Source organism: Xenorhabdus griffiniae, from assembly GCF_015163655.1.
Classification (GTDB): Bacteria; Pseudomonadota; Gammaproteobacteria; order Enterobacterales; family Enterobacteriaceae; genus Xenorhabdus; species Xenorhabdus griffiniae.
Map to the genome: position 1 here is coordinate 19,665 of NZ_JADEUF010000037.1, position 13,104 is coordinate 32,768.

Annotated in this window: 10 protein-coding genes; 7 read left to right on the forward strand and 3 right to left on the reverse strand. The window is 44.8% G+C overall.

The features are described from left to right. Positions 1 to 130: 130 nt before the first annotated feature. The 7 genes from rpsO (at position 131) to IQ211_RS08120 (ending at position 6,954) form a co-directional block, all read left to right on the forward strand. Positions 131 to 400: a 30S ribosomal protein S15 gene (rpsO, locus tag IQ211_RS08090; RefSeq protein WP_189758682.1), complete on the forward strand. Its 270-nt coding sequence runs from the start codon at positions 131 to 133 to the stop codon at positions 398 to 400. Positions 401 to 657: 257 nt separating this feature from the next. Then, entirely contained in the window at positions 658 to 2,796 is a 2,139-nt protein-coding gene (gene pnp, locus IQ211_RS08095; protein WP_189758683.1) for a polyribonucleotide nucleotidyltransferase, read from the forward strand. 183 nt (positions 2,797 to 2,979) lie between these two features. After that, on the forward strand, positions 2,980 to 3,864 hold the full coding sequence (gene nlpI, locus IQ211_RS08100; RefSeq protein ID WP_189758684.1) for a lipoprotein NlpI: 885 nt from the start codon (positions 2,980 to 2,982) through the stop codon (positions 3,862 to 3,864). Positions 3,865 to 3,971: 107 nt separating this feature from the next. Continuing rightward, positions 3,972 to 4,046 (forward strand): hypothetical protein, encoded by a 75-nt coding sequence (locus tag IQ211_RS20090; RefSeq protein WP_223281609.1) that lies wholly within the window; start codon positions 3,972 to 3,974, stop codon positions 4,044 to 4,046. Continuing rightward, positions 4,036 to 5,943, forward strand: coding sequence for a DEAD/DEAH family ATP-dependent RNA helicase (locus IQ211_RS08110; RefSeq protein WP_189758685.1), 1,908 nt, complete (start codon positions 4,036 to 4,038; stop codon positions 5,941 to 5,943). Before IQ211_RS20090 ends, IQ211_RS08110 begins: the two co-directional genes overlap by 11 nt. A gap of 256 nt (positions 5,944 to 6,199) precedes the next feature. After that, positions 6,200 to 6,472, forward strand: a complete 273-nt coding sequence (locus IQ211_RS08115) for a type II toxin-antitoxin system TacA family antitoxin (RefSeq protein ID WP_189758686.1) — start codon at positions 6,200 to 6,202, stop codon at positions 6,470 to 6,472. Then, entirely contained in the window at positions 6,463 to 6,954 is a 492-nt protein-coding gene (locus IQ211_RS08120) for a GNAT family N-acetyltransferase (RefSeq protein ID WP_189758687.1), read from the forward strand. Before IQ211_RS08115 ends, IQ211_RS08120 begins: the two co-directional genes overlap by 10 nt. Positions 6,955 to 6,997: 43 nt before the next feature. Here the strand turns inward: IQ211_RS08120 and btsR are convergent, their stop codons facing one another. The 3 genes from btsR to IQ211_RS08135 all read right to left on the reverse strand — a co-directional run bounded on the left by btsR (position 6,998) and on the right by IQ211_RS08135 (position 12,725). Continuing rightward, complete coding sequence (gene btsR, locus IQ211_RS08125; protein ID WP_189758688.1) at positions 6,998 to 7,717, reverse strand: two-component system response regulator BtsR; 720 nt, start codon at positions 7,715 to 7,717, stop codon at positions 6,998 to 7,000. 2 nt (positions 7,718 to 7,719) lie between these two features. After that, positions 7,720 to 9,423, reverse strand: coding sequence for a sensor histidine kinase (locus tag IQ211_RS08130; RefSeq protein ID WP_189758689.1), 1,704 nt, complete (start codon positions 9,421 to 9,423; stop codon positions 7,720 to 7,722). A 203-nt stretch (positions 9,424 to 9,626) separates the two neighbouring features. Beyond that, complete coding sequence (locus IQ211_RS08135; protein ID WP_189758690.1) at positions 9,627 to 12,725, reverse strand: inverse autotransporter beta domain-containing protein; 3,099 nt, start codon at positions 12,723 to 12,725, stop codon at positions 9,627 to 9,629. Between the last annotated feature and the right edge of the window lie 379 nt (positions 12,726 to 13,104).

Genomic DNA, 13,104 nt, shown 5'->3' on the forward strand with positions numbered 1-13,104 from the left:
GCGCAGAATGACGGTGATTGTGCTGTCTTGCGCTTCATCTATTTGCAGCGTAGAATACCGCGTCTGTACATGAGTGGCTGAATTAGAGATCGGCACTCGTCATTTTAAATTACTTATTTGGAGTTATACTATGTCTCTAAGTACTGCTGCAAAAGCGCAAATTATTGCTGAATTTGGCCGTGGCGCTAACGACAGTGGTTCCAGCGAAGTTCAGATCGCATTGCTGACTGCTGACATCAACCACCTGCAAGGCCACTTTGCAGAGCACAAAAAAGATCACCACAGCCGTCGTGGTCTGCTGAGAAAGGTTGCACAGCGTCGTAAGCAGCTGGACTACCTGAAGCGTAAAGATGTTGCACGCTATACTGCTCTGATTGAGCGTCTGGGACTGCGTCGCTAATTGATGAGTTTCAGTGGAAAGGGGCCTAATCGGGCCCCTTTTCTTCTAGGAAACGGAATTGATAGGTAACAGAAAATTTAATCCACTGTTTTTGCACCGTTTCTAAAATTTGAACCTCTTCCGCTACAGTGACTCGCGCGGCTAATGAGAGTCCTCAAAGCAGTGAGCACTGTCATTAGTCGTGAGGGTGTAGCAAGAAGAGAAAATCCATTGTTGCTGGTTTCTTAAATTAGCAACACTAACAAAGGAAAATTATTTTGCTTAATCCGATTGTTCGTAAATTCCAGTATGGTCAGCACACAGTGACCATCGAAACTGGCATGATGGCTCGTCAGGCGACAGCCGCTGTTATGGTAAATATGGATGACACAGCGGTATTTGTTACCGTTGTCGGTCAAAAGAAAGTCAAAGCAGGTCAGGATTTCTTCCCTCTGACCGTTAACTATCAGGAGCGTACTTACGCTGCTGGCCGTATTCCAGGCAGTTTTTTCCGTCGCGAAGGCCGTCCGGGTGAAGGTGAAACATTAGTTGCCCGTCTTATCGACCGCCCTCTACGCCCTCTGTTTCCAGAAGGTTTCCTGAATGAAGTTCAAATTATCGCGACCGTTGTTTCTGTTAACCCACAAGTTAACCCTGATATCGTTGCCATGATCGGTTCTTCTGCTGCACTGGCATTGTCTGGTATCCCATTCAATGGCCCAATTGGTGCTGCACGCGTGGGTTACATTAACGATCAGTACGTACTGAACCCAACCAGTGATGAACTGAAACACAGCCGTTTGGATCTGGTCGTTGCAGGTACAAACAACGCGGTGCTGATGGTAGAGTCCGAAGCGGAACTGCTGACTGAAGAGCAAATGTTGGGTGCGGTTGTGTTTGGTCACGAGCAGCAACAGATTGTGATTGATAACATCAATGCGCTGGCTGCTGAAGCAGGTAAAGAAAAATGGGATTGGGCGCCAGAGCCTGTTAATCAACCTCTGCACAATCGTATTGCAGAACTGGCTGAAAGTCGTCTGGGTGATGCTTATCGCATTACTGAGAAGCAGGAACGTTACGCTCAGGTTGATAATATCAAAGAAGAAGTCACTGCGGTTATCCTGGCAGAATTTGCAGAAAAAGGCGTTGAACTGGAAGAAACCGAAGTGCTTGAAGTTCTCGCTACTCTGGAGAAAAATGTTGTTCGTAGCCGTGTTCTGCGTGGTGAACCGCGTATTGATGGCCGTGAAAAAGATATGGTCCGTGCTCTTGACGTTCGCACAGGTGTACTGCCACGTACTCATGGTTCATCCCTGTTTACCCGTGGTGAAACTCAGGCACTAGTAGCAGCAACATTAGGCACAGAGCGTGATGCTCAAGTTATCGATGAGCTGATGGGTGAGCGTACCGATCGCTTCCTGTTCCACTATAACTTCCCTCCGTACTCTGTTGGTGAAACGGGTATGGTCGGTTCACCAAAACGTCGTGAAATTGGTCACGGTCGTCTGGCGAAACGTGGCGTATTGGCTGTGATGCCAAATATCAACGAATTCCCATATACCGTTCGCGTAGTATCTGAAATCACTGAATCCAACGGTTCTTCCTCTATGGCTTCTGTTTGTGGTGCATCACTGGCGTTGATGGATGCCGGTGTACCGATTAAGGCAGCCGTTGCGGGTATCGCGATGGGGTTGGTGAAAGAAGGCGAAAACTTTGTTGTTCTGTCTGACATTTTGGGTGACGAAGATCATCTGGGTGACATGGACTTTAAAGTTGCGGGTAGCCGTGATGGTATCAGCGCATTGCAAATGGACATCAAAATCGAAGGTATCACCCGTGAAATCATGCAGATTGCGCTGAATCAGGCTAAAGGTGCCCGCTTGCATATTCTGGGTGTGATGGAGCAGGCAATTCATAGCCCACGTAATGATATTTCTGAATTTGCACCACGTATCCACACCATCAAGATCAATCCAGACAAGATCAAAGATGTGATTGGTAAAGGGGGTTCTGTGATCCGAGCATTGACGGAAGAAACCGGAACAACCATTGAAATTGAAGACGATGGCACAGTGAAGATTGCGGCGACTGACGGTGACAAAGCACGTCATGCTATCAGACGTATCGAAGAAATCACTGCGGAAGTTGAAGTGGGCCGTATTTATGCTGGTAAAGTGACCCGCATTGTTGATTTTGGTGCATTTGTTGCTATCGGTGGTGGTAAAGAAGGGCTGGTACACATTTCTCAGATCGCTGAAAAACGTGTTGAGAAAGTCACTGATTATCTGCAAATCGGGCAAGAAGTTCCGGTGAAAGTGCTGGAAATTGACCGTCAGGGACGTATCCGCCTGAGCATGAAAGAAGCTGTGATTACCACTGATGCGGAAGTGCAATCACCGACATCATCAGTAGAATAAATTTGACGTAAAGAGCGGCGTCCTGTAAAAAGGGCGCCGTTTATCTCAATAAATTTTGAATTATTGTTCTTAGTAATAGTTCGAAAGATGAGAGGAAGTGAATTTTGGGCAGGAAGCCTGAAATATACAATGTGGGTGGAGTAATAGGGCATTCTGATTGATGTCTGGCTTCGGGAGTGGGAAATGAATTCTTTTCTGCGCTGGTGTTATGTTGCGGCTATTTTTCTCCTTGTGGGATGTAGCGGCACTGGGTGGCGTAAAAATGAAGTTATTGCTATTCCATTACAACCGACATTGCAACAAGAGGTTATTCTGGCTCGTATGGAGCAAATACTTGCGAGTCGGTCACTGACGGAAGATGAATATGCACAGCTTTTATATGAACGAGGTGTGCTGTATGATAGCCTCGGGCTGAGGGCATTGGCACAGAATGATTTTTCAGTGGCTTTGTCTATCCGTCCTGATATTCCTGAAATTTTTAATTATTTAGGAATTTATTTTACGCAGGCAGGCAATTTTGATTCTGCCTATGAAGCGTTTGATTCTGTTTTAGAGCTTGATCCAACTTACAACTACGCGCGAATGAATCGCGGCATTTCACTGTATTACGGTGGCCGCTATCGATTGGCGCAGGATGATCTGCAGGCGTTTTATCAAGACGATCCAAATGATCCCTTCCGTTCGTTGTGGTTGTACCTTGTGGAAGATAAAATTGATCCTAAGGCTGCAATGACTAATTTGTCGCACCATTTTGACAAAGCGAATCGAGGGAGATGGGGCTGGAATATTGTTGAATTCTATTTAGGCAAAATCGGTGAAAAAACATTGATGGAACGCTTAAAGCAGGGTTCAACAGATAACACTTCGCTCGCTGAGCATCTCAGTGAAACTGACTTCTATTTAGGTAAACATTACCTAAGTCTGGGGGATGAGGATAGCGCAACTGCGTTATTCAAGCTGACGGTGGCTAACAATGTGCATAACTTTGTTGAGCACCGCTACGCATTGTTGGAATTGGCACTATTGGGCCAAAAACAAGATGATTTATCGGAATCGAACCAACAATAGCTGACGAACATTTTCACGACAGATTTTAAAGTCCACATCTCTGGATGATGGGGGCTTGTTTGTTCGTTTAATAACATAATTTGAGCCAGTTCACATTTTAAATGAAAATGACAGAAATTCTTTTCACAGTGTTATGTAGACTGGCCGCCATGATCAATGAGGCACCATTACATGACCACTGAGACTGAAATCTCTTTTGCTGATTTAGGTTTATCGGCACCTATCCTTTCTGCGTTGGGAGACTTGGGCTATGAGAAGCCTTCTCCTATCCAACAACAATGTATTCCTCACCTGCTGAGTGGCCGTGATGTGCTGGGTATGGCACAGACGGGCAGCGGTAAGACAGCGGCTTTCAGCTTGCCTTTATTGAATAACATTGATGCTGAACTTAAAGCGCCACAAATTCTTGTGTTAGCGCCAACCCGTGAACTGGCGGTGCAGGTTGCTGAAGCGTGTTCAGATTTTTCCAAACATATGCGCAATGTGAATGTTGTTGCACTTTACGGTGGACAGCGTTATGACGTTCAGTTACGTGCTTTGCGTCAGGGGCCACAAGTTGTGGTGGGTACACCAGGACGTTTGCTTGACCATCTGAAGCGTGGCACATTGGATCTGTCCAACCTGAAAGGTTTGGTATTAGATGAAGCTGACGAAATGTTGCGTATGGGCTTTATCGAAGATGTTGAAAACATCATGAGCCAGATCCCTGCTGAACATCAAACCGCGCTGTTCTCTGCGACAATGCCAGAAGCGATCCGCCGTATTACCCGTCGTTTCATGAATGATCCACAGGAAGTTCGCATTCAGAGCAGTGTGACAAACCGTCCTGACATTAGCCAGAGCTACTGGTCTGTTTACGGCATGCGCAAAAATGAAGCGTTGGTGCGTTTCCTGGAAGCAGAAGATTTTGATGCTGCGATTATTTTCGTGCGTACCAAGAATGCAACGTTGGAAGTTGCAGAAACGCTGGAGCGTAACGGCTACAACTCCGCGGCACTGAATGGTGACATGAACCAGGCTCTGCGTGAACAGACACTTGAGCGCTTGAAAGATGGCCGTTTGGACATTCTGATTGCGACGGATGTTGCTGCTCGTGGTTTGGATGTTGATCGTATTAGCCTGGTGGTTAACTACGACATTCCAATGGATGCTGAATCTTATGTACACCGTATCGGTCGTACTGGTCGTGCGGGTCGTGCGGGTCGTGCGCTGTTGTTTGTTGAAAACCGCGAACGTCGTTTGCTGCGTAACGTTGAACGCACCATGAAACTGACCATCCCAGAAGTTGAACTGCCAAACGCAGAGCTTCTGAGCCAGCGTCGTCTGGAGAAATTTGCGGCTAATGTTCAGAATCAACTGGAAAGCAGCGATCTGGATCAATACCGTGCCTTGCTGTCTAAGCTGGGTACTGGTGATGAGCTGGATATGGAAACACTGGCAGCAGCCTTGCTGAAAATGGCACAAGGTGAGCGCCCACTTATTCTGCCACCTGATCCAGTGCGTCGCCCTCGCCGTGAATTCAACGAGCGTGATGATCGTCGTCGCAATAGCAATAGTAATGGCTTTGGTGAGCGTGACAGAGGTGAGCGTGACAGAGGTGATCGTCCTCGTCGTGAGCGTCGTGACGTGGGTGATATGGAACTGTATCGCATTGAAGTTGGCCGTGATGATGGTGTTGAAGTTCGCCATATTGTGGGTGCGATTGCAAATGAAGGCGATATCAGCAGCCGTTATATCGGTAATATCAAACTGTTTGCTACCCACTCTACGATTGAGCTGCCAAAAGGTATGCCAGGGGAGTTGCTGTCTCACTTTACCCGTACTCGTATTCTGAACAAACCAATGAATATGCAGTTGATGGGAGACGCGCAACCCTTTGAGCGCCGTGAGCGTCGTGGTGGCCGCAATGGTAATGGCGGTAATGGTGGCAATGGTCCACGTCGTGACCGTGATGGTTTCGGTAATAACGGTGGTCGTCGTTTTAACAACGAACGTCGTGGTGGTGGTGAGCGTGGTACTTTCCGCGGTCGCGGCAACGATGAAGCGCCACGTCGCCGTCAAAGCAGTGGTAATGTATAAGCTCTAATCTTTCATTGATTTGCTTGATTCATCGTTGCGTTAAAGATATCGTAATGATCAATTAAATAAAGCCCTTTCTCTTAACGGAGAAAGGGCTTTTGCTATTTATCTTGCTAATTTTATTAAATCTTCTTTCTTGGCAATGCAATAAGTAGGATCGCGGTCCCACCTTGTGGGTGAGTGTGAATATTTTGTGTATCTAATAGATATACATTTGCTATAGTGTCTATCTACAAATTTGCCATACAGGTGATTTATGAAAACACAACCTAAAGAAATTCCGATTAACATTAGGGCTAAAGCCTTTCAGCGGGAGTTAATTGACCATGCAGCAAATCTGCTCGCAAAGACCCGCACTGATTTCATCTTGGATGCTGCCTGCCGTGCAGCCGAAGAGGCCATACTCGATCAGCATCACTTTTTCGTCAACGATGAAAAATATAATGCGTTCATGCAGATGCTGGAGCAACCGATTTCTGATAATGCCGGTTTTAAAAAACTCATGGGATATAAAGCACCGTGGGAATAAGCGCACCTGAAATATTAACGGCTGAACATAATGTCAATGATTTTTATTGCCAGCATGAAACATTAAATGAATGGCTTTCACGTCGGGCTTTAAAAAACAATAAGCTCGGCGCGAGCCGCACATTTGTCATTTGCAAGAAAGGCACAAAAGACGTTATTGGTTATTATTGTCTAAGTGCTGGCTCAATAAATCATATTGAATCTACCCCCTCGCTTAAACGCAATATGCCAAATCCAATCCCTGTGGTGCTCCTCGGACGTCTGGCTATCGATGTAGAATATCAGGGAAATAAGTTAGGGGCGTTGCTCCTCCAGGACGCTTTTAAGCGTGTTGCTAGTACAGCGGAACAGGTGGGCATTTCAGCCATAATCGTCCACGCAATTGATGAGAGCGCTCGATCGTTCTACACACGTCTTGGCTTCGTCCAATCACCACTAGAGCCATACACATTAATGCTCCCATTAGGTTTAGCGAAAACGTAACTGTAATAAAATAAGTGGGATCGCGATCCCACCTTAAGCGGCGTCAAGTTAACCCCAACTCTTCTTTAAGCGGTTTCAAATAGCGACGACTTACAGGAATACGTTCATCATTGCTAAGTACCAGCTCTGCCTGCCCATTTTCGCCAAAAACAATTTCCCGTAATTGAGTCATGTTGACTAAATACTGGCGATGGCAGCGCGTGAGTGAAGTGCGAGTTTCCAGTGTCCGCAGGGTCAACTCGGTAAAGCCTTCCTGTCCGTTAGCACTCATGACATAGACACCACTCAGGCGGGAAGTGACATACAGGACATCATCCAATGGCATCAGCCAGATTCGGCTATGTCCGGTACAGGGAATATATTTCAGCTGTTCATCTTCACGTTGAAGAACTGTCAGATTTTGCTTTTGATAGCCAGAACGCAGGCGTTGCAGTGTCTTACTCAGACGCTCTTTTTCCAGCGGCTTTAATAAATAATCGAAAGCATGTTCTTCAAAGGCTTGCACCGCATATTCATCAAATGCAGTCAGAAAAACAATATAAGGGCGATGCTCTGGATCGAGCATACCAACCATTTCCAGTCCGGTAATGCGGGGCATTTGAATATCGAGGAAAACAACATCGGGTTTCAGGCGATGGATAGCACCAATCGCTTCTACTGCGTTGGCACATTCTCCAATGATTTGAATATCAGTTTCCTCTTCCAGCAAACAACGTAGATTCTCACGAGCCAATGGCTCATCATCAACAATCAATATATTCATATTTACGCCGCTTTTTTAGCCTGTTTTTTTTCTAATGGTAAACACAAAATGACACGGGTAAATTCTTCTGGCCGACACTCAACGCTTACCCCATACTGTTTACCATAACGAAGCCGCAGACGTTTATCTACCAAACTCATCCCAAGGCCATCATCTCCCACTTTTTTGGGGCAATATAGTCCTGCATTATCTTCAATCGCTACCAATAGCAATTGGTCTTTTTGATAGGCTCTAATCGTAATTTTTCCTGTATCCAGTAACTGTGATGTGCCATGTTTAATCGCATTTTCTACCATTGGTTGCAGGGAAAAAGCGGGTAAGTGCGCATCGCGCAGAGATTCAGGTATTTCGATGGCAATTTGGAGGCGTTCACGGAAACGGGCCTTCTCAATTTGTAAGTAAGCGTTTACATGCTCTATCTCATTTTCCAGTGTGGCAATATCTTTAGGTCGCTTTAAATTCTTACGGAAGAATGTTGAAAGATATTGCACCAGCTGGCCTGCCTGTTGGCTATCCCGACGGATAACAGCTTGCAGCGTATTTAAGGCATTAAATAAAAAGTGAGGGTTCACTTGCGCGTGAAGCAGCTTTACTTCTGATTGCAACAGAGATTGCTTATTCCGTTCATACTGTCCGGCAAGAATTTGGGCTGAGAGCAGACTGGCAATTCCCTCTCCTAATGTGCGATTGATGGAACTGAATAGGCGATTCTTGGCTTCGTAGAGTTTGATTGTACCAATGACCTGTTGGTTTTCTCCCCGTAAAGGGATCACCAGCGCTGAGCCAAGTTTGCAGGTTGGGTTAAGGGAACAGCAATAAGGTGTTTCATTGCCATCGGCATACACAACCTCATTATTCTCAATGGCACGATGAGACTGTTTGGAAGCAATTGGCGTACCAGGCAGATGGTGATCTGAACCGATACCAATAAATGCCAGTAATTTTTCCCGATCCGTAATTGCGACAGCCCCGATTTCTAACTCCTGATAAATGACTTTTGCCACGCGCATACTGTTATCTTCATTGAACCCCTTACGTAAAATTCCCTCTGTACAGACAGCAATTTTTAGCGCTTGGGCAGAAAAAGCACTGGTATATTTTTCAAAAATAGCGCGTCTATCCAGTAAAATGCGGATAAACATGGCCGCACCAATACTATTGGCGATGATCATGGGGGCCGCGATATCTTTCACCAAACTCAGCGCCTCACTGAAGGGATTGGTAAGTAGCAGGATAATGCCCATTTGGGTACATTCAGCAAGGAAAGTAATAATGGCCGCTGTCCACGGGTTCAATAATTTATTGATTTGTCCTTTTTTCATCAGATAAATATGGACAAGGCCGCCCAATACGCCTTCTACAATAGTGGATACCATACAGCTAAATGCGGTCATTCCGCCGAGAGAATAGCGGTGTAAGCCCCCAGTGAATCCGACCATCGCCCCTACTGTTGGCCCGCCGAGAAAACCTCCCAGCACAGCACCAATTGCGCGGGTATTGGCAATCGAATCGTTAACATGCAGCCCAAAATACGTTCCCATAATGCAAAAGATGGAGAAAATCACGTAACACATCAACTTATGAGGTAAACGGACGGTCACTTGCAACAGGGGAATAAACAGGGGAGTTTTACTCAGGAGCCAAGCGATTACCAGATAGACACACATCTGCTGGAGTAATAACAACACAAGGTTAAACTCGTACATATCTTTTCATTTTGTAATTAATAACAATAAGCATTTATACGCATCTTGAAGTTAGATTGGTATAAGACGTTATTATCAAAGGTGGAATTTAATATCGTCAAGAGGTGTTAACAGGATAATGTATTGACAGGAATGGGAAAGAATTATCCGCCCCACAGGGGCGGATTGTTTAACTAAGCAATGAAAATGACTGACAAATAGCGTTATTCCTTACAGATGACGTAATCAAAGATTTCATCATTGATAACATGTTCAAATCCTTCGTCTATATTCACGGAGTAATGTTGATCTTTTCCTTTTTCGTCTTTTCCTACTGTGGCTGAACGGTAGGAGCGATGTTTTGGCCAACCCAGTTGGTCATGCATGGCATTGTTTGGATGGGCACGGTACAGAGCTATCAAATCTTCTTTTGTTGGTAACTTGCGGTCTATTTCCTCACAATACCATGCAGCTCCTATTTCGCGACGGCGAGGCCATATTTCACCACTTTCGGAATAAGTCTTATTTGATTTTAAATGATTAGCTATTAGCTCTGCTTGCAACCGAGGGCGCTTAAAGATAACGCCATTCTCAGCCACTACGGTATCAGACATATGCCCCCAAAAATTGGCTACGGGAACATCTGGACTGGTAGCTACAGTAAAAATGACATCCTTAGTTTGTGGGGCATCAGTACCGTCCACCGAGATAGACAACGTCGTTTTCACGCCAGATCCGTTCGGATCGGTCACGGCAATAGACAAGATACCTTGATCATCCGTGAACCCCTGATATACACCTGATTTTCCGTTAAGTAGGGCTGTGATTTTCTGACTGACATTTTGGCGATTCAGCGCCTTCATAGCGTTAACTTTGACGGCTACATTTCGGGCTGGCTGTTTGTGATTTAGCGTTTTGATTGTCAGTATGATCGGTTCTTGTTTTTTTACTTTATCAGCACTGACCGTGATCATCATGTCATCGGCTAGCCCTCTGACAGTGCCGCCTTTTCCTCCATCGTGAGTGTGGTTCCCTTGATCGGCACCCATGCTGGTATCAACGCGCTGTGTATTACCGATCAGATTCATGGCATTTTTTGCCTGGACGGCAATCTCTTTCACCTTACCGGCATCCGACAGTGTCAATGTATAGTCAGGAATTTTGCCCGATTCTGTTACTGTATGGCCTTTGGTCAGGTCAATATCGCCCTTATTGCCCCATACATAGATCGATTTATCCGTTGGATCACCATGATTAGGATTAAAGGTATAGGTTGCCCTTAATTTCTGGCCCATTTCTAACTTGCCAACGAGGGTTAAGTTTTTGACGATGGGGGCATCAGGATGTACGAACGTGATTTCGACGGGCTTGATGGTAATACCCTCCACTTCCGGGGTGATTTTCAATACCCCAATCTTTTTGCCAGCAGTAAGCTGGGATTCATAGACACCCGGGCGGACTTCTTTCATTTGATCGATCTTCGGATCGCTGTCACTTCCACTTAACCCAGTTGAAACCAATTTGATGTCTGAGGCAACGCCAACGATAGGTTTGTCATCCTTATCTTTCAGGGTTAATGTCAGAAGGGTGGTGGAATGATCATCAGCCAACAGTTCTTTGTCTTTTGCTGAGAAGGTGGATTTATTCGCATTAACTGCCGCATGAAGCACTTGCACTTTCATTTCGGCTCGTTTGGAAGCATTACCGTGCTTATCGTAAGCAATAGCTCCCATCGCGTAGGTATTGTTGCCCTGGGTTTGATATTTTGGCAAGGTCAACAGATAGTGCGTACCACCTTGATGTTGGATCTTACCGCCATTAGCAAAAAAGTCTGCTGCATCCCACTCAATATCTTTAAACCCATATTTGCTATTGACACTGATATGGAGAGGTTTGGTATCTCTTGCATAGCCTACAATCAGGTTATCTATTGCCAGAGAAATCACTTCACGTTTGCGGTATTCCAAAACGATCTGGTTGTTGCGATCGACTAAATCATAGCGGCTGCCTTGCAAAGAACGCTTAAACGTTACGGCATCTGGATCAATCTGTTTGGCCCACGGTGTACCAATTTCATAACTCAGTTCGATATTGAACTGGGTTTCCCCATCACCAGACATATCTTGTTTGCGGTCAATACCGAAAGTCAGTAATGGGATAGGTGTATAATTAACTCCGAAAGTGAAGGCAGCAGGATCTTTCTTGCGGTGATCTTTACTGATAAGGCCGACCTCATCCCCGAAGTATTGCTCATACATCAACTCGCCACCGAGTTGTGGTAACGAAGGCAAATAACCTTGTACTTTCAGGTCGAAGCCATTGGCAGGGCGTTCATCATAATCAGTCAGAAGGCGGGACTCTTGCCAATTACTTAAGCGAATATAGCCATTAGCCGCCAATTTCAGGTAATTGCGGGCATATTCTGCGCCAAGGCCGAGTCGGCTATTATCGCCGGTGATATCGTGGTCAAAGAAAGCATTGTAGCCCAGCATCCAGTCATCAAAAAAATGGCGTTGTCCAAAGCCAATATTAGCGGTATTGCGTTTATCAATATGGCGCAGGCCGAACTGGGTAAAAAACATCTGATGATGGGTATCATACAACGGCAATAACATATCAAATTGGCTGTCACTTAAATGGCCATGACTATCCATATTGAGTTGTACACGAGTTGTGCCGTAGCGCCCCAGCCAATTTTGAATTTTCTGATTGGCTTCTCCCACTGCCAGACTGCTTAATTGACTTGCGGCATTATTCTTAATGTCGTCACTGGCCAGCAACTGACCAATGCGAGAGGAGATCTCAGCCAGATGGTTAGAATCTTGGGCTGTATTGCCTGTAATAGACGTCTTGTCTTCTGTCGCGGTTTTGTTGAATGAAGGTTGCTCTAGTGAGGAGAGCTTTAATGAAGATTGTTTTAATAAAGGCTGTTTTGATGAAGATATTTCTAATGAGGAATAGTTAAAAGGCAGAAATTTATTGTTACGAGGTTTTGGAACATCAATCTCACTACCTACTCCGAGTGAGGTAAAAGGCTTATCAAAGGTACGCAATTGATTGATTTTTTTTAAATCGGAGACAGTTAAATCATAACGTTTGGCGATGCTCTTGACTGTTTCCCCTGATTTCAGGACATAAGGCTCTGTTGGTAAAACCCATTTTTCATTTTGAAAAGTTGAGGGCGTTTTGGCCGCAACGATCACGGGGGTGAATGCGCCAGCAATTGGGAACGTGAGTTGAGCCATAATGTTCACCCAGGCTACACGTTTCACCACACTTTGCTGTTTATGTAACAATTGCGGTTGATCGGATTTTTTGTTCATATCTATAGACCTGTAACAATAAAAAATACCATGCGATAGCCAACAGTAAACCTATCCATTTCAGGATATTATTTTCCGTTTACTGCTTGCCATAAGTCATCTAATCAGGGTGTGAAATGCCATATAAGTGCATAATAAAGAGATGACAACATGGCATTACCTGATTTGGGATATCACAAAATAGTTAAAAAATTTTACTTATTAGTTAACAATCAGAGTATTGATCTGCTGTTTTGTTTTTGTGTGGTTTTTTATTCCAGCATAAAATCATTTTTTGATCAATATAACTTTCATTATCAATACATTCTGAATTAGGTTGATATTAAAACCCTGTTTTATTTAAATAATTAAGTAAAAATAAATAGTTATCATTTTGTTT